This window comes from Serratia sp. CY37869, assembly GCF_052168895.1.
GTDB classification, from domain to species: domain Bacteria; phylum Pseudomonadota; class Gammaproteobacteria; order Enterobacterales; family Enterobacteriaceae; genus Serratia; species Serratia ureilytica.
On the sequence record NZ_JBJNLU010000001.1, the window covers coordinates 608,626 to 630,594 of the forward strand.

Sequence of the window (21,969 nt, forward strand, 5' to 3'; positions counted from 1 at the left end):
CGCCGGGCTTTTTTTATCGCGCAGCGCGGTTCAGTGCTTCGCTCACGCGTTCGACGACGTGCTGGGCGGTGACGATGCCGCCGGACAGATAGACCTCGGCCGCCGGCAGGTAAACCACCTGGCCTTTTTTCACCGCCGTGGTTTTCTTCAGCGCGGTGCCGGTGAGGATTTTCTGCGGCGCCACCGCGTTCGGCCGACCGGTCGCGGCGTCTCTGTCGATGACGAACAGCCAGTCCGGGTTCAGTTTGGCGACCTGCTCAGGCGTCAGCTTATTGCCGCGCACGTCTTTTTCATCGGACTGCAGCGCGGACGAGAAGCCGAGAGCGTCATAGACGAAGCTGAAACGGCTCTTGGGGGCGTAAGCGCTGATCTTGCCGCCGGAGAACAGCACCACCAGCCCGCGTCCGGCCTGGGCGGCCTGCGGTTTGACCGCCGCGATCTGCGCATCCAGCTTATCGATCGCCGCCTGCGCCTGTTGCGGTTTATCGAACAGCTCGCCCAACTGGCGGGTGCGCTGTTTCAGGCTGCCCAGCTGATCCTGCTGATCGACGGACATGTTCAACGTCGGTGCCAGCGTGTTCAGCTCGTCATAGGCTTTGGACGCCCGGCCGGCGATCAGGATCAGATCCGGTTTGGCGGCGCGCAGCACGGCCATATCCGGTTCGAACAGGGTGCCGGCATTGAGGTATTTGTCATCCTGATAGCGCTTCAGGTTATCCGGCAAGTTCTTGCGGTTGCCGGGCAGCGCCAGCGGCTCGACGCCCAGCAGCTGCAGCGTTTCCAGCGAGGCGTAATCCAGCACCACGATGCGCTGCGGGTGCTTCTTCACCTCGGTGCTGCCGTTCAGGTGCTGGACGTTGACGGTGGCCGAGGCCGCCGGCGCGTCGGTTTTGCTGTGGCAACCCGCCAGCGCCATCGCGGCCAGCAGGGCGATCATCAGGGGGGAGCGGCGTAATCTCATGGAGCTTCCTCTCGGTGATGGAATGAAAAGGGCGCGCAGCGCGCGCCCGGGGGCATCAGAAGTTGTAGGTCATGCCGACGGTGTAACGGCGGCCGTCCAGCGTGGTGCGGTAGTGATCGTAATCCACGGTCTTGTCGAGAATGTTGTAGATCCCGCCGGTCAGCTGCAGGTTTTTCGCCGCCTGGTAGCTCAGGCCCGCATCGACGAAGGTATAGGACGGGGTGCTGGTCTCCATCGACGTGCGGCTCAGGTAGTCTGAGGTGCGGCTGCGGAAGTTAACGCGCGACCACAGGCTGAGGTCTTGCGTAGCCTGCCAATCCAGCACGGTGTTGATCATGTGCTTAGGCATCTGGTTCAGCGCCTTGCCCTGGAACTCGCCGCTTTTCTGCTCGGAAGCGGTGTAGGTGTAGTTGGCGTTCCACTTCCAGTCTTTATTGATCTGCCAGCCGAAGGTGGCCTCTACACCGCGCATATTGGCTTTGTCGACGTTGACGCGATCGCTGATAAAGTCGTAGACGTCATTGCCGATCTTACAGTCCGGCGTGTCTTCGCAGCGGCGCACTTCGGTGATCTTGTTCTTGAAGTCGGTGTTGAAGACCGTCACCCCGGCATTGACGCCTTCCAGGCTGTCCCACATCAGGCCGATCTCTTCGCTCAGGCTCTTCTCCGGCTGCAGATCCGGGTTGCCGACGATGATGCCGTTACGCACGCCGCCGCCGGTGACCTGGCCCCAGCTGGCGGAGGATTGGCGCAGATCCGGCGAACGGTAGCCGGCGGAGACGCCGCCTTTCATCGTCCACTGTTCGGTCAGGTGCCAGACGCCGTACATGCGCGGCGACCAGTGGCTGCCAAAGTTTTGATCGCGATCCATACGGATGCCGCTGGTCAGGCTGAAGTCGTTGGTCAGCGCCCATTCGTCCTCGGCGAACAGCGCCCAGCTCCAGCGCGTCAGCTGGTTGACGTCTTGCGCCGAGCTCAGCTGGTTGCCGCTGTCGCCCAGTTTCTCATAGCGGTATTGGCCGCCGAGGTTCAGCATGTGGGCACCCAGCTCGAACTGGTTCTGGGTGTTGAAGATGGTGTTGTACATCTTCATCTTGCGGCCCGGGTTATTGGTCTCTTCCCGCTGAACGTAGCTGGTGGAGTTACCGAAGTCGTAATAACCGTTGTGGGTCAGCGCGTAGTTGGTGCGGGTGTAGAGATTTTCGCTGCGAGAGGTAGGTTTGCACTTGCCTTTGCTGCAGCGCTCCGCCACCACCGATTTGCCCGGCGTGCTGTTGCGATCCTGCAGCGAGCGGCCGATTTCGAAGTCGAATTCGTTTTTCTCGTCTGGCGTCAGAGTGAACACCGCGGTGCCGCTGCGCATGCGCTGTTCGTTGTAACCGTTGGCGATTTTATCTTCGGCGCGGCGCGACAGCAGGCCGTTGACCCGCACGCCGAGCAGGCCTTCAATCAGTGGGCCGGAGGCGTAGGCGTTGGTCTGGAACAGATCGCCGGAATCGCGGTTTTCCTGAAGGGTGGCGTCGCCGTGCAGCGAGCCTTTCCACTCGGTGCGGGAAGTCTTGCGGGTGATGACGTTGATCACGCCGCCCATGGCGTCGGAACCGTACAGCGAAGACATCGGCCCGCGCACCACTTCGATGCGCTCGATGGCTTCCATCGGCGGCAGCCAGCCCTGTTCGATGCCGGCGTTATCGCTGTTCGGCCGGGTGCCGCGGGTGTCAACGCGCTTGCCGTCCACCAGGATCAGCGTGTACTTGGAGGACATGCCGCGGATGCTGATGTCGCTGCTGCTGGCGCCGCCGGTGACGACCACGCCCGGCACGTCTTTCAGCGCGTCGGTCACGTCGCGATAGGCCTTATCTTCGATCTGCTGGCGCGGGATCACCGAGATGGAGGCGGCGGAGTCCTGAATTTTTTGCTGGAAGCCGGAGGCGGTGACGACCATGGTGTCTTGGGTGTCGTCCTGCGGCGCGGCCAGTGCGGCGGTGGCGCTGAGTGAGGCGATCACCAGAGCGGCGAGCTTGCTGTAACGTGGCGTTTCCATGAGGTAAACCTTTCCTGGATTGAAGTGAAAGTAATTAACCAATTGAATTTCTAATGAAATAATTCATCGTTCGCTGAGAAATCCGTCGCTTCGTCAGCGTTGCGTGAGGCCATTGTAAGGATTTTTTACTGAATGTAAACGCTAATGATAATTCATATCATTTGTATGCTTGTTATTCTGGCGGGAAAGAGTAACCGGATGAATTAAAGGGAAAAGCGGCGCAGCAGACGTGCGCCGGAGAGGATCAGCGTTTCTGGATATAGGTGATGGCCAGCGCCAGCGCCAACACCAGGCCTTTGATAATGTCCATGGCGTAGTAGGGCACCGACAGCATCACCAGGCCGTTTTGCAGCACGCCGAGGATCACCGCGCCGCTCAGGGTGCCGAGCGCATTGGGTTTGCCGGCGCCGGCCAGCGAGAAGCCGATGTAGGCCGCCGCCACCGCATCCATCAGATAGCCACCGCCGGCATTGACCTGCGAAGAGCCGATACGTGACGCCAGCAGGATGCCGCCAAGCGCCGCCAGCCAAGAAGAAATGACGTAAGCGGCAACCCTGTAACGTACGGTGCGAATGCCCGACAGGCGTGCCGCCTCGGGGTTGCCGCCGATGGCGTACATGCGGCGGCCGTGCTTGGTCAACGACAGGAACAGCTGTACCGCCACGGTGACCGCCAGCATGATCAGCACGATCACCGGCACCTGGCCGAGGGCGGAAAACACTTCCGGGATCAGGCCTTCCGCCATGTCGCCATTCGGCAGCACCATGTTTTGGGTGATGGAGCCGCCGTAGCTGTAGGTCATCGCCACGCCCTGGATCACGAACAGGCTGGCCAGCGTCGCCAGCATATCGGGGATTTTGAGCACCACGATTAGCAGGGCGTTGAACAGGCCGACCAGCGTGCACAGCAACAGCGTCACCACGATGGCGCCGGTGGTGCCGAACCCGTGCCAGACGAACAGGGAAATCACCAGCGCGTTGGCCAGCGAGGCGGTCGAGCCGACCGACAGATCGAAACCGCCGACCGACAGCGAGATAGAGACGCCGATGGCGATTACTGTCACGATGGCGATCGAACGCAGGATATTGATGATGTTGTTGGCATCGAGAAAGTTGTCCGACGCCAGGCCAAACAGGGCGACCAGCGCCGCGACGGTCAGCAGCATGCCCCACTTGTAGAGGAAATCGAACAGCTGTTGGCGCCAGGGCAGCGCCGGCCGCAAGGCAAATTCTTTACTCACGCAGGGGTTCCTCCGGTGGAATAGAGCAATAAGGTTTCTTCGTCGGTATCGGCGGCGTTCAGCTCCGCCACGATGCGGCCATCCCACAGCACGCAGATGCGATCGCACAGGCCAACCAGCTCGGCGAACTCGCCGGAGGCGTAAATCACGCCTTTGCCGGCGCGGGCCAGGCCGTCGATCAGGCTGAACAGCTCCTGTTTGGCCTTGATGTCCACGCCCTTGGTCGGCTCATCGAAGATCAGCACGTCGGCGTCGCCGCGCAGCCACTTGCCGATCGCCACTTTTTGCTGATTGCCGCCGGACAGGCGCGCCAGCCGCTGTTGCGGGCCGGAGGCGCGAATGTTCAGACGCTGCATGATCTCGCGCGCCCAGCGCAGCTCTTGCCGCCGGCTGAACAGGCTCCAGCGCGAGAAGCTGTCATCGGCGCTGACGCTCAGGTTCATCGGGATCGCCTCATCGATAAAAATGCCTTCTTTGCGGCGTTCTTCCGGCACCAGCGCCAGCCCCTGTTCGACCGACAGATGCGGCGCACGCGGCGCCCAGGGCTGCCCGCGCAGTTCGCCGCGTTCCAGCAGCGCGGCGCCGGCGCCGAACAATGCCTTGCACAGCTCGCTTTTCCCGGCCCCGGCCAGCCCGGCGATGCCGAGGATCTCGCCTTCATGCAGCCGCAGCGAAACGTCGCGCAGCTTATGGCGATCGCGCAAGCCCTCCACCTGCAGCAGCGTACGCTCCGCGTGCGGCGGGCGCGGCGGCGGGAAAATGTCGTCCAGCCGGTGGCCGAGCATTTTCTCGACGATCTGTTCGCCGCCGAGGCCGCGCATGGCGTCTTCGCTGACGCGGCGGCCGTCGCGCAGCACCGTCAGCCGATCGCAAATGTCGCTCAGTTCGTGGATGCGGTGAGAAATGAATACGATGCCGATGCCTTCGGATTGCAGGCGGCGCACCACGTTGAACAGGCGCTCGCTCTCGGCGCGATCGAGCGGCGCAGTCGGTTCATCGAGCACCAGAAAACGGCAGCGGTGCGACAGCGCGCGCGCCAGCAGCACCTGCTGTTTTTCCGCCAGCGTGCAGTCCGCCAGGCGTCTGCGCGGGTTGAGCGGCAGCGCCCATTGCTGCAGCAGCTCTGCGGCGCGGCGGTGCAGTTCCGCCCAGTTCAGCCAGTGGCCCGGTTCGTTCAGCCAGTCCAGCATGATGTTTTCCGCCACCGACAGCGTGGGGATCAGCGCGACATCGACTTCTTGCTGTACCACGTGGATGCCGTGGCGGCGCGCCTGCAGCGGGGAATGAATTTCCACTGCCCGGCCGTCGATCAGGATCTCGCCGCGGTAGTGATCGTGGGCGCCGGAGAGGATCGACATTAGCGTCGATTTGCCCGCGCCGTTGGCGCCGACCAGCGCGTGGATTGAGCCGCCGTGCAGCGTGAAGTCCACGTCCTGCAGCGCGTTGAAGCCGGCGAAGGCGATCGAGATATTGCGCATCTCGAGGCGCGAAGGCGTTGCGGTTGACATTGCGTAGTGAGGCCGTTTAGATGTTTAGATGGCTGTTTTGCTCTGTTGTAACACAGATTGCGCCGTTGGCAACCAACAAAATGGCATAACGGCGATGAAAAGCGTGGGCGGACAGGGGCGCAACCCGCGTCAGGCTGCGCCGGAGCGATAAACGGTCAGAAGGTGGTGGGGGTGTGTGCGCTGACGATGCGGCAGATGCGCGCCGAGGTATTGCTGAAGCTGTGCGGAATGCCGGTGTTGATGGCGTAGCTCTGACCGGCGGTCAGGCAGTAACTCTGGCCGTTGATGGTCAGCACGATCTCGCCCTCCAGCAGGGTGCCTATCTCTTCGCCCTGATGCTTGATCTTTTCGCCGGTGGTGGTGCCGGGCTGGTAGGTTTCCAGCATCATCGCCAGGTTGCGCGTCGGGCTGCCGTTGTGCACCAGCTTCATCGACACCCCCTGGCTGCCGATCTCAATCAGATCCTCGGCGTCGATCACCACGCGCGGCTCGTCGACGGCCTCCGGTTCGGCAAAGAATTCCGACAGCGACAGGCCATACACCTTAAGCAACTTTTGCAGCGTGCTGATGGCCGGGCTGACTTTGTCCTGTTCGATGGTGCTGATCGCACTGTGGGTTAACCCGGACAGTTCGGCGACCCGGCGCTGTGACAAACCCAATTGCTGGCGGATCTGCGACAGGCGTTTGCCCGGTGCCAAGCTGGCTTCGCTCATAGCGGTACTTCCTTCTGGTAAGGGCGACAGGCTGAAATGACGATCGGTATCGGGCGCCTGCCTGGTCGATAACGATGCTGCATGATATCGGTAGTTAGGGTAGGTTTGGAAAATATATTGCCCATGCTCACCGTCGGCGCGGCGGACAAAATAGTTGACGTGAAAATGGCGGCAAGGCCTTTTCGGTCAATATTTTATCAATTTAGCAGCCGGTGGCGAATAATCAAACAGGATTGTAACATTTGCAAACCCATTCTGTTAAGACTATGTTTCATGTTGTGGATGTTATTTTGAGCGCCCGCAGCGGCGCGACCTGGCGAGAAATCCAATCATGTGTTGAATCGAACGGCGGACGGGCGCCAACGCGCCTTAAGAGCATAATGGCGGGTGACGTATGCAAACCAATAGCGCAGCAGTTGAACATTTTGCACAGCATCATGAAGAGAGGCGAAGTAGCGCGTTCCAAAATGAGGTCGCTCATTATTTGGAACGCCATCCCGCCACGCAGTATATCGATATCCTTCTCACCGATCTCAATGGTTCCTTCCGCGGCAAACGCATACCCGTCTCAGGGTTGAAAAAACTGGAAAAAGGCAGCTACTTCCCCGCGTCGGTGTTCGCTATGGACATCCTCGGCAACGTGGTGGAGGAGGCGGGCCTTGGGCAGGAACTCGGCGAACCGGATCGCGTATGCCTGCCGGTGCCCGGTTCGCTGACGCCGTCGGCGGCCGATCCGCAGCACATCGGCCAGGTGCTGCTCACCATGCTGGATGAAGATGGTACTCCCTTTGACGTTGAACCCCGCAATGTGCTGAACCGCGTGTGGCAGGCGCTGCGACAGCGCGGCTTGTTCCCGGTGGCAGCGGTAGAGCTGGAGTTTTATCTCATCGATCGGCAGCGCGACGCGGAAGGCGATTTGCAACCGCCGTGTGCGCCCGGCACGCAGGAGCGCAACACCCAAAGCCAGGTGTACTCCGTCGATAACCTGAACCATTTCGCCGAGGTGCTGAACGATATCGACGCGCTGGCGAAGCTGCAGGGGCTGCCGGCGGACGGCGCGGTGGCGGAGGCCTCGCCAGGGCAGTTCGAGGTCAACCTGCGCCATACCGACGATATCTTGCAGGCCTGCGACCACGCGCTGGCGCTGAAGCGGCTGGTGCGGCTGGTGGCCGAGAACCACGGCATGCACGCCACCTTTATGGCCAAGCCCTATGAGGATTACGCCGGCAGCGGCATGCACGTGCACGTCAGCATGCAGGATGGCGCGGGCAACAACCTGTTCGCCGACGGCGAAGGCGAGGATTCGCCGCTCTTGAAACAGGCGCTGGCCGGGATGATCACCCTGATGCCGGCGTCGATGGCGCTGTTGGCGCCGAACGTCAATGCCTATCGGCGTTTCCAGCCGGGGATGTATGTGCCGATCCAGGCCGCCTGGGGCCACAATAACCGCACCGTGGCGCTGCGCATTCCCTGCGGCGAACCGGAGAACCATCGGGTGGAGTATCGCGTGGCCGGCGCCGACGCCAATCCGTATCTGGTGATGGCGGCGATCCTGGCCGGCATGCTGTACGGGCTGGACAACCTACTGCCGCTGCCTGAGCCGGTGACCGGTAACGGGCTGGAGCAAGAGGGGCTGCCGCTGCCGATCCGCCAGAGCGACGCGCTGTACGAGTTTGAACATCAGCACGCGCTGACGCACTATCTCGGCGAGCGTTTTACCCGCGTTTATCACGCCTGCAAGACCGACGAACTGCTGCAGTTTGAACGGCGAGTGACGGAAACCGAGATCGACTGGATGTTGAAAAATGCCTGAATAGGCGTATAAAGTAAGAGGTATGTGCGGGCGACTGGCCTGCCGGCAGCGGATTAATTCGCCTGCCGGGCTGGTTTTCCGTGCGATCGACAAAAAGAATTTGTATTTGAGGGTTTCCGGATCTTGTCATTCGGAGGCATTCTGGTGCAAAATATCTCAAATGCAGATAGCCGACGTTTTGAAAGCGTCGGTTATTTTTTTTGCATTATGTTTTACCAACGTAGCGTTTCATACACCAAGCGAGGCCGGACACCGATCCGGATAGATAAATAGTTTCGTGCACGATCAAACAAAACTTTATGGTCGTGACTCATGAGGATTAGAAAGATGGGGCAATTTTTCACTTTAGCGCCGGTGCCCGCCGGTTTCCGCTGTGGCCGCAGCGACTATGGAGCAGCCGAGGTTACCTCGACCCGTTATCCAGCTTACAACCCCCTTCTTTTAGAATTAAGTCGCTCGTTGCGAAGTTTCCCCGCAACCTTAAGTCTTGGCGTGTCCGCCATCCGCAAGGCTCAAGGTAAGGGGGGGCTGAACAATGTCCGATAACACCATCAACGCCGCTCCGGCTCAGCGCACTCAGCTGCGTAAAACCCTGACTTTAGTTCCGGTAGTGATGATGGGCTTGGCTTACCTGCAGCCAATGACCATTTTCGATACCTTCGGCATCGTATCCGGCCTGACCGATGGTCACGTCGCGACCGCGTACGCCTTCGCTCTGCTGGCGATCCTGTTTACCGCCCTGAGCTACGGCAAGCTGGTGAAGAAGTTCCCTTCCGCCGGTTCCGCCTACACCTACGCCCAGAAAGCCATCAGCCCGCACGTCGGCTTTATGGTGGGCTGGTCATCGTTGCTGGACTACCTGTTCATGCCGATGATCAACATTTTGCTGGCCAAGATTTACCTGGAAGCGATCTTCCCGGGCGTACCGTCCTGGATCTTCGTGGCGGTGCTGGTCGGCTTGATGACGATTTTCAACCTGCGCGGCATCAAGCTGGTGGCTAACCTGAACTCCATCATCGTGGTGGTGCAGGTGGCGATCATGATCGTGTTCCTCGGCCTGGTGATCAACGGCATTTACCACGGCGAAGGCGCCGGTACGCTGGTCAGCAGCCGCCCGTTCTGGTCCGATAACGCTCACGTGGTGCCGATGATTACCGGCGCGACCATCCTGTGCTTCTCGTTCCTGGGCTTCGACGGCATCAGCTCGCTGTCCGAAGAGACCAAAGACGCGGAAAAAGTGATCCCGAAAGCCATCTTCCTGACGGCGCTGATCGGCGGCATCATCTTTATCGTGGTGTCTTACTTCGTGCAGCTGTACTTCCCGGACATTTCGCGCTTCAAGGATCCGGACGCGTCGCAGCCTGAAATCATGCTGTACGTGGCGGGCAAGTTCTTCCAGTCGGTGATCCTGGTGTTCTCCTGCGTGACGGTATTGGCGTCGGGCATGGCGGCGCATGCGGGCGTTTCGCGTCTGATGTACGTGATGGGCCGCGACGGCGTGTTCCCGACTCGCTTCTTCGGCTATGTGCATCCGAAGTGGCGTACCCCGGCGCTGAACGTGCTGCTGGTAGGCGCCATCGCGTTGTCCGCGGTGTCGTTTGACCTGGTGACCGCGACCGCGCTGATCAACTTCGGTGCGCTGGTGGCCTTCACCTTCGTTAACCTGTCGGTGATCTCGCAGTTCTATATTCGCGACAAGATGAACCGCACCGTGAAGGACACGTTCAACTACCTGATCCTGCCGGTGATGGGCGCACTGACCGTCGGCGCGCTGTGGATCAACCTGGAAGCCAGCTCGATGACGCTGGGCCTGGTTTGGGCTGCCATCGGCCTGATCTACCTGGCCTTCGTCACCCGCAGCTTCCGTCTGCCGGTGCCGCAAGCGAGCGAAGACGCCGCCTAAACGCGAGCCGTCTCCTCAGCCACAAAAAAGGCCGCTTTCGCGGCCTTTTCCTTTTCTGCTGCGGCGGATTTTATCCCACCAACTCTTTGCCGTAATCGAACAGCGCTTTCAGCAGGGCGGTTTTCTCTTTGTCGCCTTCGTGCAGGTTATACAGCGATTCGAGCTGCAGCAGATAGCTCTGCACGCGCTCCGCGCTCAAGGCTTCCTGACGATGTTGCAGCCAGCGGCGCTGCTCGGCGTCGTCCAGCGTATTCGGGTAGTTGCGCGCGCGGAAGCGGAACAGCAGCTCTTTCATGCGGCCGTCGCTGAAGGCCAGATCCAGCGCCGGCAGGTTCTGCGGCTTGGTCTGCTGGATAATCCTCATCGCCGCCTTGTCGGCGTCGCTGAAGAAACCATCGTACAAGCGGGCGTCGACGTCCTCGGAACCTTTGAACGGCTCGGCTTCGGCGAACAGCGCGACCACTTTCTCGCGCACTTCCGGATGCTGTTTCAGCAGCTGCAGATTTTGCAGGCACGCCTGACGATCGATGCCCAGCCGCTCGGCGTTCTCCGGCAGCAGGGTTTTGGCCGGCGCCAGCACCGGGCATTTGTTGATGTGCACCAGCTTGATCGGCACCGGCGCCTGATCCGGCGCCAGATCGTCGCGGCGGGTGTACAGCCGCTCACGCAGCTGCTCGGCGCTCAACGTCAACAGCGGCGTCATGTCGCCGGCCAGATCGCACATGATCACCGCATTCTTGTTGTCCGGGTGCCAGGCCAGCGGCGACACCCAGCTGGTATTGCCGCGCGCCGCGCCGAACATGCCGGAGACGTGCACCAGCGGCGTCATGTCGGCGACGTCGATCAGGGCGTTCAGCTTGTGTTTATTGCGGTGCTGCAACAGGAAATCGAACAGCCGCGGCTGCGCCTGCTTGACCAGCTTGGCCATGGCGATGGTGGCGTAAACGTCCGACATCGCGTCGTGAGCCTGCGTGTGCTCGACGCCGTTGGCGCGCGTCAGGTGTTCCAGGCGGAAGCTGGGGAAACCGTCTTCGTTTTCCGGCCAAACGATGCCGTCCGGGCGCAGAGCGTAGCAGGCGCGCATCACATCCAGCAGATCCCAGCGCGAGTTGCCGTTTTGCCAGCTGTAGGCGTAGGGATCGTAGAAGTTGCGATAGAAGATATTGCGGCTCACTTCGTCATCGAAGCGGATGTTGTTGTAACCGAGAATGCAGGTGCCGGCCACGCTGAAGGCCTGATGGATTTGGCGGGTGAATTCGGCTTCGTTAACGCCTTTGGCGCGCGCCACCTGCGGCGTGATGCCGGTGATCATCACCGCCTCCGGTTCCGGCAGGTAATCGTCGGCCGGGGCGCAGTAGATGACCAGCGGCTCTTCGATAATGTTGAAATCCATATCGGTGCGCACGCCGGCGAACTGCGCCGGGCGGTCCAGCGACGGGCTCTTGCCGAAGGTCTCGTAATCGTGAATGTAAAATGTGGCCGTTGCCTTGCTGCTCAAAATCGCGTCTCTTCAGTGGCGGATACAATATGCCTCTATTGTAACGGCGTGGGGAGCGATGCCAAGCGGCGGTTAGCGAAATGCGCGCAATTACGCACGGCGATAATAATTCAGCCGTTGATGAAAGTAGGGGAGCAGGTGGTCGGGGACCTGTTGTTCTGTTTCCGCCTGAGTGGAGGCGATGCCGTAGCGTTCGTTGTAGATCACGCTGATGGCCAGCAAATCGGTTTCTATTTTCTCGCGTTGCGCCTGCGGTAAGCTATCCAGCTTTCGAGCCATCGTTATCTCCCTGTTAACCTTAGGGCATAATAGGATCGTTAGCGGATATTGTCCCTACCCATTCCGGGGGGCAGTCGACGCCTGAGCGCCGGGTTGCGCGCAAGGCGCCTGGCCGTGACGGGCTGCGAACTCGCTCTCTGCGTGATGTGCCTGAAAGCGATCCACGCGTTGATACAGCGAACAGGCGCCGCCGATCACCGCCACCCAAAACAGGGTGCATAGCAGCAAAACCCCCAACCAGATTTTTTGGTTATAGGTCATAAGTCCTCCACGGACGAAAAGAGAAATAACATTGACCGGTAAATTAAATCAGGCACTACATCAATGGTATTTAAACGGCAGAGATTAATCCTGGAATCTACGTAGTTCATTTGTTACTAAAGCCCCGGTGAATGTTTCAAAAGATTCCTTAAGATAATATTAAGAAAAGTGAGTTTGGGCGCCGTAATTCTATTTAATATTTGTTTAAATATCCGCAGATACAATCTCCCATATTCAATACCAATGTGGGTGACAATGATGAAAACGCTACTGTTGACCGGCGCTACCGGCTTTCTCGGTGGTGCAGTTCTTGAAAAATTATTGATTGAAAATCAGTCTATTAATTATCTTTTACTGGTGCGCGCCGACGATGCGCAGCAAGGGCTGGCCCGTATTCGCGCGAATATGGAAAAATTTAATATCGACGCGAATCTGCTGTCTAAAATTACGATAGAAAATATATTGTTGGGCGACCTTTCCGAGCCAGCCGACTTTTTAACTGACGCACGCATTAACAAAGTCACGCACGTTATTAACTGCGCGGCCGTTGCTTCTTTCGGTAATAACCCGCTCATTTGGAAGGTAAACGTAGAAGGCACACTGGCCTTTGCCGAAAGAATGGCGCAGGTGCCGGGATTAAAACGCTTCCTGCACGTCGGTACCGCCATGTCCTGTTCGCCGGAGCCGGGTTCGCTGGTGTCGGAGAGCGGCGAGTTTGAGGAAGACGCCGAGCACCTGGTGGAATATACGCGTTCCAAATCCACCATCGAACAGCTGATGCGCCAGCGCTGCCCGCACATGCCGCTGACCATCGCCCGTCCGTCGATCGTCGTTGGCCACACTCGCTTGGGCTGCCAGCCTTCCAGCAGCATTTTCTGGGTGTTCGGCATGGCGCTGATGCTGCGCAAGTTCATGTGTTCGCTGCAGGACAATATCGATGTGATCCCGGCGGACTACTGTGCGGATGCGTTGGTGATGTTGATGAACAGCGAAACGCTCGAGAACGACGTTTATCATATCTCCGCCGGTGAGGAGAGCAGCGTCAGCTTTGCCGAAATCGACCGCGCCATGGCGGCGGCGCTGGAAAAGGCGCCGGTGGGCGATGAGTATGCGCAGGTGACGTATGACGCGCTGGTGAAAATGCGCCGTCAGCTGAAAGACATTTTCGGCCCGTGCAACGAGCGGCTGATGCTCAAAGCGATGCGCCTGTACGGATCGTTCGCCATGCTCAACGTGCGTTTCAGCAACGAGAAAATCCTCAAGCTGGGCATGCCGAAACCGCCGCGCTTCACCGACTACATCGCCGGCTGCGTGCAGTCGACCCGCGGGTTGTCCATTCAGCAACAGATGGTGGTGGACTTCAAATAACCGCCGGGCGCCCTGGGCGCCCGACGCTGTGGTCCGTTACCAGGACGAAGATGACCAGAAGACGCGGCCGAGCACCACCAGTTGCTCTTTGCGCTGCTGATAGCTGAGATGCTCGTCCTGGTACTCTTCCCGGTTGAGGGAGCGGATGATGACGCCGCCGTCCGGCTGCTCGATAAGCACCTTCACCCGCAGCAAATTGCCGTGGCGGATGGCGTAGGTCTTGCCCTCGCGGATGCGCGTGTCGTCGGTGTTGATGCCGACCACGTCGCCGTCCTGCAGGCGCGGCTCCATGCTGGAGCCGGAGATGCGGATAATGCGCGCGGCGTTGACCGCCACCCCCATCTTGTGCAGATAGTAACGGCGAAAGATCAGCGAAAACTCCTCGCGATCGACGATTTCGTAGCAGCCGTCGCCGGCGGAAAAATCGATATCCAGCAGCGGGATCTCCACAAACTCTTCCTTGTCTTGTTCGGTATCTTCCCATACCACCGGTTTCAAGCGGGCGGGTTGGAAGTCCGACTCCGCCGCCACGTTGTCAAACGGGCGCACCAGCTGCTTTTCATGAAACACGTCGAACCAGCCCTTGGGCAAATTCAGCTTGGCCTCGATCCGCCTGGCCAGATTGTCGCCAAGATTGCGGGAGGATTTCTCCCCGATGATTTGGCTCAGCGTCGGCGCGGAAGACTCAACCAGCGTGGCGAATTCATTCTGGTTGACGCCTTGCCGGGCGTAGCGGGCCATCAATTCGCGCAGATTGTTGCGCCTGATTTCTTTAGTTTCCATCGTGCAATGATCGCACTCTTTAGCAAAAAGGTAAATAACGATTTTGCTAAAAAACACTTGCGCATGATTTAGCAATTAGCTAAAACAAAAGGGTGAGCCAAGGGTTCACCCGTGCGGGGCGGTCTGTCATGATGAGGGGCCGCTCAGTGAAATCAAACGAGAGAGGGACTTTACGATGTACAAGATTGATTACAATAGCTACCGATCGGTCGCCAGCTTCGGCCACCGCGTGCGCTTTCTGGTGCTGCACTACACGGCGCAAAACTTCGCCGACTCGGTGAAGTCGTTGACCGGAAAATCGGTCAGCGCGCACTATCTGGTGCCGGATCCGACCGAGGCGACCTATCAGGCGGCCGGCTTCAGCGGCGTGCGCATCTTCAACCTGGTGGACGAGAATGAGCGCGCCTGGCATGCCGGCAGCAGCCAATGGGGCACCCGCAGCAATATCAACGACACCTCGATCGGCATCGAGATCGTCAACCTGGCGAGCGGCGACGGTGGAAACATCACCTTCCCGCCGTTCAATCCGCAGCAGATCGAGGCCGTCACCCAGCTGGCGCAGAACATCCTGCAGCGTTATCCGGACATCTCGCCGGTGAACGTGGTGGCGCACTCGGACATCGCGCCGGGCCGCAAGAGCGATCCGGGCCCGCAGTTCCCGTGGCAGCAGCTGTATCAGGCCGGCGTCGGCGCCTGGTATGACGAAGCGACCAAGCAGCAGCGCCAGCAGGAATACTGCAGCCAGGGTCTGCCGGCGCAGGCCGAGCTGCTGAAACTGTTCGCCCAATATGGCTACGACACCTCGGCGGCGAACACCGCAGAAGGCTATCGCCAGCTGGTGCGCGCGTTCCAGCTGCACTTCCGTCAGCAGAAGTATGACGGCGTGATGGATGTTGAAACCGCCGCCGTTCTGCGCGCGCTGGTCGACAAGTACGTCGCCTGAGCCTGAAGGTGAATGGGGGACGCCTCATTCGCCTTTTCCTCGCCGGGCTTCCTCCGCTAAAATAGCGGCCTGGCTGGTCTTTATCGGAGGCACTGTGCGCCTCGATCGAAAAATCTCTTCCCTTGAACTGCTGACCTATCGCCACTACCGCATCGTACACGGCGTGCGCATCGGGCTGGCGTTTATCCTGACCTTTCTGCTGATCCGCCTGCTGGCGGTGCCCGAAGGCACCTGGCCGCTGATCACCCTGGTGGTGGTGATGGGGCCGATCTCGTTTTGGGGCAACGTGCTGCAGCGGGCGCTGCAACGCATTGCCGGCACGGTGTTCGGCGCCGCCTCCGGCCTGATCGCCCTGTATCTGGAGCTCTATTCGCTGCCGCTGATGCTGGTTTGGTGCGGCGTGGTGATGTTCGTCTGCGGTTACCTGACGCTCGGCAAACGGCCGTATATGGCGCTGCTGGTGGGGATCACGCTGGCGGTAGTGTGCGGCGCGGGCGCCGGCGACATGCACACCGCGCTGTGGCGAAGCGGCGACGTGATCTTCGGCTCGCTGTTGGCGCTGCTGTTCACCAGCATCTACCCGCAGCGCGCCTACATTCTGTGGCGCATGCAAATGGCGGACTGCCTGCAAACCGCCGCCCGCCTCTACGGCGCGTATTTTTCGCCGAACGTTATCGAGCGGCCGCGGCTGGAGCCGCAGCTCAAGGATCTGTTGAATCAGGTGGTGAAGTTGCGCAGCCTGATCGTGCCCGCCAGCAAGGAAACCCGCATCCCCAAAGCGGTGTTCGAAGCGGTGCAAACCCTCAGCCGCAATCTGGTGTGCACGCTGGAACTGATGGCGGATGCTTACTGGGCCTCGCGCGAAACGCACTTCATCATGCTGAATGCCCGCACGCTGCGCAGCACCCAGCTGCTGACGCTGAGCTCGCTGGAGTCGCTGGCGGTGCTGATGCGCGAAGGGCCGCAGGCGCAGCGCCAGGCGGCGGCGGGGCAGCTGGCGGAAATCGCCGGCGAGCTGAAAACGCTGATGCAGGAAGTCAGCGTCGGCCAACACGGCGAAGCGCCGATTTACGGCTACGTTTGGCTCAGCATGGAGCTGGCGCAGCAGTTGGAAGAGTTGGGGGATTTGCTCCAGGTTTGCACCGCCGCCGGGCGCGAATAAGGGGTCAGATCATGAAGGCGGCGCTTTGGGTTTTGGCCGCCGGGGCAAAGTGGGTAAGATAAGCCAATCACTGTTGTGCCGGACCGCCACAAACCTGTATCTTGGTGCCATGTGGCCGTAAGCAAATGAATCTGTGTATTACTAAAGCAAGGGTATAAAGATGGATAATGCAAATAAGCCGAGTTTCCAGGACGTGCTGGAGTTTGTGCGTATGTTCCGCCGCAAAAACAAACTGCAACGCGAGATCGTCGACAACGAAAAGAAAATTCGTGATAACCAGAAGCGCGTGCTGCTGCTCGACAACCTTAGTGAGTACATCAAGCCCGGCATGAGCATTGAAGACATTCAGGGTATCATCGCCAACATGCGCAGCGACTACGAAGATCGCGTTGATGACTACATCATCAAAAATGCCGATCTGTCCAAAGAGCGCCGCGAGCTGTCCAAAAAGCTGAAAGCGATGGGCGAAGTGAAGTAACCCGCTTTATCGGGCCGGGCGCGATGCCTGGCCCGCATTCCTGCCAATCATCTTCTTCCCGCCGTTTCGATCATCTCCCGATCCTCACCGATCCTGTAAATGGGATCGCGATCCGCATTTGTAGCATTTTTAGCCGCAATGTTAACGAACTGTGATTTTGCTCAAACAATTCTTTTTGCAGCTTTGGTTATATGTCGATCAATGTTCACGTTGTCATTTTTAGTTTTCGGGATGTGTGATGATTAATTCATTGAAATTTAACATGTTGTGTCGTTACTCATTTTTTGTTGAATAAAAATGACAACGTCAACATTAATAGAATTAAAGCGTTTAACGAATGTATTGGAGGAAGAGATGAGCCAGTTGCCGGAAAAAATGCGCGCGGTCGTTTGCCATGGCCCGCAGGACTATCGTTTCGAACAGGTGCCTACGCCGCTGCCGAAGGCGCGCGAGCTGGTGATCAAGGTGGAAGGCTGCGGCATCTGCGCCGGCGACTGCAAATGCAAGAACGGCGCGCAGATGTTTTGGGGGGAGAACCCGTGGGTTAAACCGCCGGTGGTGCCGGGCCACGAGTTCTACGGCCGCATCGCCGCGCTGGGCGAGGGCGCGGAAGGCAAATACCGGCTCGGCGAGCGGGTGATCGCCGAGCAGATCGTGCCGTGCTGGGAGTGCCGCTACTGCAAATCCGGCAGCTACTGGATGTGTGAGACGCATAACATTTACGGCTTCCAGAAAGACGTGGCGGAGGGCGGCATGGCGGAGTACATGCGCTTTTCCGAAAACGCCATCGTCCACAAGATCCCGGAAAGCCTGAGCCATGAAGACGCGGTACTGATCGAGCCGATGGCCTGCGCCATCCACACCGTGGCGCGCGGCGACATCCAGCTGGACGACGTGGTGGTGTTGGCCGGCGCCGGGCCGCTCGGGTTGTGCATGGTGCAGGTGGCGCGCCTGAAGACGCCAAAGAAACTGATCGTTATCGACGCCATCGACGAGCGGCTGGCGCTGGCGAAGGAATTCGGCGCCGACGTGGTGATCAACCCGCTGAAGGAAGACGCCGACCAGATCGTCAAATCGCTGACCGGCGGCTATGGCTGCGACGTCTACATTGAGGCCACCGGCGCGCCGATCGGCGTCACCCAAGGATTGCAGATGATCCGCAAGCTGGGCCGCTTCGTGGAGTTCAGCGTGTTCGGCAAGGAAACCACCGTCGATTGGTCCATCATCGGCGATCGCAAGGAGCTGGACATTCGCGGCGCGCACCTGGCGCCCTACAGCTATGAAATCGCCATCGATCTGTTCGAACGCGGGCTGGTGACTTCCAACGGCGTGGTCACCCACAGCTATTCATTGAACGACTGGGACGAAGCCTTCGCCCTGGCGGACTCGACCGACTCCATCAAGGTGATCCTGGTTCCCTGACCCTCCCGCCGTACCGCTGTTGCAGTCACGACCGCCGGCCCGTTCGCAATGGAGGGGCCGGCCGGTCGGCCAAACGTAAAGACATGCTGTTGCTCTGATAACCACAACAAGAAGCTTCCCTACAGGAGAATTGGCTATGTTTTCATTATTCAAAAAGACCCTGCCTTTTATCGTCGCCGGTGGAATGTTGGCGGCCAGCCAGGTGGCGCTGGCCAAGCAAATCACGATCGGTATGTCGTTCCAGGAAATGAACAACGACTACTTCGTCACCATGAAGCAGGCGCTGGATCAGGCGGCGGCGGATATCGGCGCCAAGGTGTACGTGGCCGATGCGCGCCATGACGTCGCCAAACAGATCGGCGACGTGGAAGACATACTGCAGAAGAAGGTGGATATCCTGCTGATCAACCCGACCGATTCGGTGGGGGTGCAGTCGGCGGTGATCTCCGCCCATAAGGCCGGCGCGGTGGTGGTGGCGATCGACGCCCAGGCGGAAGGGCCGCTGGATTCATTCGTCGGCTCGGAAAACTACGACGCCGGCTTCCAGGCGGGCGAGTACCTGGCGAAAGCGCTGGGCGGCAAAGGCAAGGTGGCGATCCTCGACGGTATCCCGGTGGTGCCGATCCTGGAGCGCGTGCGCGGCTTTGAAGCGGCGATGAAAAAATACCCCGACATCAAGATCGTCACCAAGCAAAACGGCAAGCAGGAGCGCGACACCGCGCTGACCGTGACCGAAAACATGCTGCAGTCGGTGCCGGATCTGGCGGGCATCTTCAGCGTCAACGACGTCGGCGCGCTCGGCGCCCTGGCGGCGATCGAAAGCAACGGCGCCAAGGTCAAGCTGGTGAGCGTCGACGGCCAGCCGGAAGCCATCAAAGAGATCCTCAAGCCGAATTCGCCGTTCATCGCTACCTCAGCGCAGTTCCCGCGCGACCAGCTGCGCATCGCGCTCGGCATTGCGCTGGCCCGCTACTGGGGCGCCACGGTGCCGAAAACCGTGCCGGTCAAAGTGAAGCTGATCGACCGCAGCAATGCGGCCGGCTTTAGCTGGTAACAGCGGCCGGGTTCGCCCCGCTGCGGCGGGGTGTTCGGCGCGGAGGGCAATGCGGTGACACCTTTACTGGAACTGAAGCGAATCAAGAAAAGTTTTCCCGGCGTGAAGGCGCTGGACGGCATCGATCTGGCCATTCAACGCGGCGAGGTGCACGCCCTGCTAGGTGAAAACGGCGCCGGCAAATCGACGCTGGTGAAAATCATGTGCGGCATCTATCAGCCGGACGAGGGCGATATTTTTATCGACGGCGAGCAGCGCCGCTTTAACAACTATCGCCAGGCGATCGAGGCCGGCGTCGGCATTATTTTTCAGGAATTCTCGTTGATTCCGTACATGAGCGCCATCGACAACATCTTCCTCAACCGGGAGATCAGGAACCGCTGGGGCCTGCTGGATCGGCGGGCGATGCGGCGCAAGGCCGAGGCGATCTTCAAGCGGCTGACGGTGGCTATCGATCTCGATTGCCCGGTGGAGCAGCTGAGCGTGGCGCAGCAGCAGTTCGTTGAGATCGCCAAGGCGCTGTCGCTGGAGGCGCGGGTGCTGGTGCTGGATGAACCGACCGCCACGCTGACGCCGGGCGAGGCCGAACACCTGTTCAGCGTGATGAACGATTTGCGGCTGCTGGGCGTGGGCATGGTGTTTATCTCGCACCACCTGGACGAGATCTTCACCATTTGCGATCGCATCACCGTGCTGCGCGACGGCGCTTACATCGAAACGCTGGCCACCGGCGACACCAACGTGGAAGAGCTGGTGCGGCTGATGGTCGGGCGCAAAATCGAGAACGCTTTCCCGGTGAAGCAGCACCCGGTCGATACCGCGACGGTGCTGCTGGAGGCGGAGATCCAGCGCGAGAAGCACGGCGCGACCGACCGCTTCCACCTGCACAAGGGCGAGATCCTCGGCTTCGCCGGGCTGGTGGGCTCGGGGCGTACCGAGACCGTTTCGACGCTGATCGGCGCCAGCCGCTGCCACCGCAAACGCGTCCGCCTCGGCGGCCAACCGGCGGCGCTGCGCTCCCCGGCGCAGGCGCTGGCGCAGGGCATCGGCCTGCTGCCGGAGAGCCGCAAAACCGAGGGCCTGGTGCTGCCGTTTTCGGTGGCGCAGAACATCACCCTCAACCGGCACCACCGGCGCGGCAAGATCTTCGTCAGCGCCCGCAAGGATCGCGACGTGGTGCAGCGGCTGATCCGCGCCGTGGGCGTGAAAACCCCGGACGCCGAGACCGCCGTCAGCACCCTGAGCGGCGGCAACCAGCAGAAGGTGGTGATCGCCCGCTGGCTCAACAACGACTGCAACATCCTGATCTTCGACGAGCCGACGCGCGGCATCGACGTGGGCGCCAAGGCCGAGATCTACCAGCTGATGCAGCAACTGACCCAGCAGGGCATCTCCATCATCATGATTTCTTCCGAACTGCCGGAGATCATCGGCGTGTGCGATCGCGTGCTGGTGTTTCGCGGCGGCCACATCGTTGCCGAACTGACCGGCGACGACATCGAATCCAACCACATCATGCTTCACGCGACCGGGAGTGCCTTATGATCGGAATTGAACAACCCGCCGTGGCGCGCCGCGCCGCCGGCCCCAGCCTCGGCAAGCGCTGGGAAAAACTGCTGCATCACCCGGCGGTCTTGCCGTTTATCGGCTTCGTTGTCCTGTTCGTGCTGATGAGCCTGCTGAACGACAGCTTCCTCAGCGTCAACAACCTGACCAACGTGGCGCGCCAGGTATCTATCAACGCCATCATCGCGGTGGGCATGACCTGCGCCATCCTGACCGGCGGCATCGATCTCTCGGTGGGGCCGGTAATGGCGCTGGCCGGTTCGGTCGCCGCCGGGCTGATGCTGGCGGCGGTGCCGATCCCGCTGGCGATGGTGGCGGCGCTGGCGCTTGGCGCGCTGTTCGGCCTGGCCAACGGCGCCTGCATCGCCTACCTGCGCATGCCGCCGATCATCGTCACCCTGGCGTCGATGGGCATCGCCCGCGGCCTGGCGCTGCTCTATACCGGCGGCTACCCGATCTCCGGCCTGCCCGACGTCTTCTCCTTCTTTGGCCGCGGCACGGTGCTGGGCATCCAGGTGCCGATCCTGATCATGATCGGCGTGTACCTGCTGGCCTGGCTGATGCTCAACCAGCTGCCGTTCGGCCGCTACGTCTACGCGATGGGCGGTAACGAAGAGGCGGCGCGCCTGAGCGGCATCCGCGTGCCGCGCTACAAGATGCTGGTGTACGTGATCAGCGGCCTGACCGCCGCGCTGGCCGGGCTGGTGCTGACCTCGCGCCTGATGAGCGGGCAGCCCAACGCCGGCGAAGGCTTCGAGCTGGACGCCATCGCCGCGGTGGTGCTGGGCGGGGCGGCGATCTCCGGCGGGCGCGGCGCCATCGTCGGCACGCTGGTGGGGGCGATGATGCTCGGGGTGCTCAACAACGGCCTCAATCTGATGAACGTGTCGCCGTATATCCAGAACGTGGTGAAGGGCGGCATCATCCTGGCCGCCATCTACCTCAGCTCCGTGCGGCGCAAATAGGAGGCGCG

Annotated in this window: 18 protein-coding genes; 10 read left to right on the forward strand and 8 right to left on the reverse strand. The window is 60.4% G+C overall.

The window, feature by feature from the left end; genetic code table 11:
- Positions 1-13 precede the first annotated feature (13 nt).
- From ACJ8J1_RS03025 to puuR, 5 genes are all read right to left on the reverse strand, one after another.
- The gene (locus ACJ8J1_RS03025) at positions 14-961 is read right to left on the reverse strand and encodes a siderophore ABC transporter substrate-binding protein (RefSeq protein WP_033643794.1); all 948 of its coding nucleotides are present in this window, start codon (positions 959-961) and stop codon (positions 14-16) included.
- A gap of 55 nt (positions 962-1,016) precedes the next feature.
- Positions 1,017-3,005 (reverse strand): ligand-gated channel protein, encoded by a 1,989-nt coding sequence (locus ACJ8J1_RS03030; RefSeq protein ID WP_033643793.1) that lies wholly within the window; start codon positions 3,003-3,005, stop codon positions 1,017-1,019.
- Between the two features lie 244 nt (positions 3,006-3,249).
- A complete protein-coding gene (locus ACJ8J1_RS03035) occupies positions 3,250-4,245 on the reverse strand; it encodes an ABC transporter permease (RefSeq protein ID WP_033643792.1) in 996 nt (331 codons plus the stop codon).
- Positions 4,242-5,753, reverse strand: a complete 1,512-nt coding sequence (locus ACJ8J1_RS03040) for a sugar ABC transporter ATP-binding protein (protein WP_033643790.1) — start codon at positions 5,751-5,753, stop codon at positions 4,242-4,244. The genes ACJ8J1_RS03035 and ACJ8J1_RS03040 overlap by 4 nt, the downstream gene beginning before the upstream one ends.
- Positions 5,754-5,908: 155 nt before the next feature.
- On the reverse strand, positions 5,909-6,466 hold the full coding sequence (gene puuR / locus ACJ8J1_RS03045; RefSeq protein ID WP_016927000.1) for an HTH-type transcriptional regulator PuuR: 558 nt from the start codon (positions 6,464-6,466) through the stop codon (positions 5,909-5,911).
- 394 nt (positions 6,467-6,860) lie between these two features.
- Here puuR and ACJ8J1_RS03050 point away from each other — a divergent pair, with 394 nt between their 5' ends.
- Positions 6,861-8,279 (forward strand): glutamine synthetase family protein, encoded by a 1,419-nt coding sequence (locus tag ACJ8J1_RS03050; RefSeq protein ID WP_033643789.1) that lies wholly within the window; start codon positions 6,861-6,863, stop codon positions 8,277-8,279.
- A 535-nt stretch (positions 8,280-8,814) separates the two neighbouring features.
- A complete protein-coding gene (locus ACJ8J1_RS03055) occupies positions 8,815-10,182 on the forward strand; it encodes an APC family permease (protein WP_025303526.1) in 1,368 nt (455 codons plus the stop codon).
- Positions 10,183-10,252: 70 nt separating this feature from the next.
- On the opposite strand, the gene sbcB is transcribed toward ACJ8J1_RS03055, so the two are convergent.
- Both sbcB and ACJ8J1_RS03065 read right to left on the reverse strand, forming a co-directional pair.
- Positions 10,253-11,680, reverse strand: a complete 1,428-nt coding sequence (gene sbcB, locus ACJ8J1_RS03060) for an exodeoxyribonuclease I (RefSeq protein ID WP_033643788.1) — start codon at positions 11,678-11,680, stop codon at positions 10,253-10,255.
- A gap of 90 nt (positions 11,681-11,770) precedes the next feature.
- Positions 11,771-11,959 carry a DNA polymerase III subunit theta gene (locus ACJ8J1_RS03065; protein WP_033643787.1) on the reverse strand — a complete coding sequence of 63 codons (189 nt, stop codon included), beginning with the start codon at positions 11,957-11,959 and terminating at the stop codon, positions 11,771-11,773.
- A 519-nt stretch (positions 11,960-12,478) separates the two neighbouring features.
- Here ACJ8J1_RS03065 and ACJ8J1_RS03070 point away from each other — a divergent pair.
- Positions 12,479-13,588, forward strand: a complete 1,110-nt coding sequence (locus tag ACJ8J1_RS03070; RefSeq protein WP_033644325.1) for an SDR family oxidoreductase — start codon at positions 12,479-12,481, stop codon at positions 13,586-13,588.
- Positions 13,589-13,624: 36 nt separating this feature from the next.
- On the opposite strand, the gene ACJ8J1_RS03075 is transcribed toward ACJ8J1_RS03070, so the two are convergent.
- Positions 13,625-14,371 (reverse strand): S24 family peptidase, encoded by a 747-nt coding sequence (locus ACJ8J1_RS03075; protein WP_033643785.1) that lies wholly within the window; start codon positions 14,369-14,371, stop codon positions 13,625-13,627.
- 175 nt (positions 14,372-14,546) lie between these two features.
- Here ACJ8J1_RS03075 and ACJ8J1_RS03080 point away from each other — a divergent pair, with 175 nt between their 5' ends.
- The 7 genes from ACJ8J1_RS03080 to ACJ8J1_RS03110 all read left to right on the forward strand — a co-directional run bounded on the left by ACJ8J1_RS03080 (position 14,547) and on the right by ACJ8J1_RS03110 (position 21,961).
- A complete protein-coding gene (locus ACJ8J1_RS03080; RefSeq protein WP_033643783.1) occupies positions 14,547-15,314 on the forward strand; it encodes an N-acetylmuramoyl-L-alanine amidase in 768 nt (255 codons plus the stop codon).
- Positions 15,315-15,408: 94 nt separating this feature from the next.
- Complete coding sequence (locus ACJ8J1_RS03085) at positions 15,409-16,476, forward strand: FUSC family protein (RefSeq protein WP_033643781.1); 1,068 nt, start codon at positions 15,409-15,411, stop codon at positions 16,474-16,476.
- Between the two features lie 160 nt (positions 16,477-16,636).
- Positions 16,637-16,954, forward strand: coding sequence for a PTS system regulator TmaR (gene tmaR / locus ACJ8J1_RS03090; RefSeq protein ID WP_004935612.1), 318 nt, complete (start codon positions 16,637-16,639; stop codon positions 16,952-16,954).
- 354 nt (positions 16,955-17,308) lie between these two features.
- The gene (locus ACJ8J1_RS03095) at positions 17,309-18,376 is read left to right on the forward strand and encodes a zinc-binding dehydrogenase (RefSeq protein ID WP_033643780.1); all 1,068 of its coding nucleotides are present in this window, start codon (positions 17,309-17,311) and stop codon (positions 18,374-18,376) included.
- 136 nt (positions 18,377-18,512) lie between these two features.
- Complete coding sequence (locus tag ACJ8J1_RS03100) at positions 18,513-19,430, forward strand: ABC transporter substrate-binding protein (protein WP_033643778.1); 918 nt, start codon at positions 18,513-18,515, stop codon at positions 19,428-19,430.
- 54 nt (positions 19,431-19,484) lie between these two features.
- On the forward strand, positions 19,485-20,975 hold the full coding sequence (locus ACJ8J1_RS03105) for a sugar ABC transporter ATP-binding protein (protein ID WP_033644324.1): 1,491 nt from the start codon (positions 19,485-19,487) through the stop codon (positions 20,973-20,975).
- The gene (locus ACJ8J1_RS03110; protein ID WP_033643777.1) at positions 20,972-21,961 is read left to right on the forward strand and encodes an ABC transporter permease; all 990 of its coding nucleotides are present in this window, start codon (positions 20,972-20,974) and stop codon (positions 21,959-21,961) included. The genes ACJ8J1_RS03105 and ACJ8J1_RS03110 overlap by 4 nt, the downstream gene beginning before the upstream one ends.
- The last annotated feature ends 8 nt before the right edge of the window (positions 21,962-21,969 follow it).

Excerpts from the sequence above, each read along its gene's own strand:
- ACJ8J1_RS03110 (WP_033643777.1), top strand. The coding sequence starts at position 20,972 with ATGATCGGAATTGAACAACCCGCCGTGGCGCGCCGCGCCGCCGGCCCC.
- tmaR (WP_004935612.1), top strand. The coding sequence starts at position 16,637 with ATGGATAATGCAAATAAGCCGAGTTTCCAGGACGTGCTGGAGTTTGTG.
- ACJ8J1_RS03055 (WP_025303526.1), top strand. The coding sequence starts at position 8,815 with ATGTCCGATAACACCATCAACGCCGCTCCGGCTCAGCGCACTCAGCTG.
- ACJ8J1_RS03070 (WP_033644325.1), top strand. The coding sequence starts at position 12,479 with ATGAAAACGCTACTGTTGACCGGCGCTACCGGCTTTCTCGGTGGTGCA.
- ACJ8J1_RS03100 (WP_033643778.1), top strand. The coding sequence starts at position 18,513 with ATGTTTTCATTATTCAAAAAGACCCTGCCTTTTATCGTCGCCGGTGGA.
- ACJ8J1_RS03080 (WP_033643783.1), top strand. The coding sequence starts at position 14,547 with ATGTACAAGATTGATTACAATAGCTACCGATCGGTCGCCAGCTTCGGC.
- ACJ8J1_RS03050 (WP_033643789.1), top strand. The coding sequence starts at position 6,861 with ATGCAAACCAATAGCGCAGCAGTTGAACATTTTGCACAGCATCATGAA.
- ACJ8J1_RS03025 (WP_033643794.1), bottom strand. The coding sequence starts at position 961 with ATGAGATTACGCCGCTCCCCCCTGATGATCGCCCTGCTGGCCGCGATG.
- ACJ8J1_RS03095 (WP_033643780.1), top strand. The coding sequence starts at position 17,309 with ATGAGCCAGTTGCCGGAAAAAATGCGCGCGGTCGTTTGCCATGGCCCG.
- ACJ8J1_RS03030 (WP_033643793.1), bottom strand. The coding sequence starts at position 3,005 with ATGGAAACGCCACGTTACAGCAAGCTCGCCGCTCTGGTGATCGCCTCA.
- puuR (WP_016927000.1), bottom strand. The coding sequence starts at position 6,466 with ATGAGCGAAGCCAGCTTGGCACCGGGCAAACGCCTGTCGCAGATCCGC.
- ACJ8J1_RS03075 (WP_033643785.1), bottom strand. The coding sequence starts at position 14,371 with ATGGAAACTAAAGAAATCAGGCGCAACAATCTGCGCGAATTGATGGCC.
- ACJ8J1_RS03065 (WP_033643787.1), bottom strand. The coding sequence starts at position 11,959 with ATGGCTCGAAAGCTGGATAGCTTACCGCAGGCGCAACGCGAGAAAATA.
- ACJ8J1_RS03040 (WP_033643790.1), bottom strand. The coding sequence starts at position 5,753 with ATGTCAACCGCAACGCCTTCGCGCCTCGAGATGCGCAATATCTCGATC.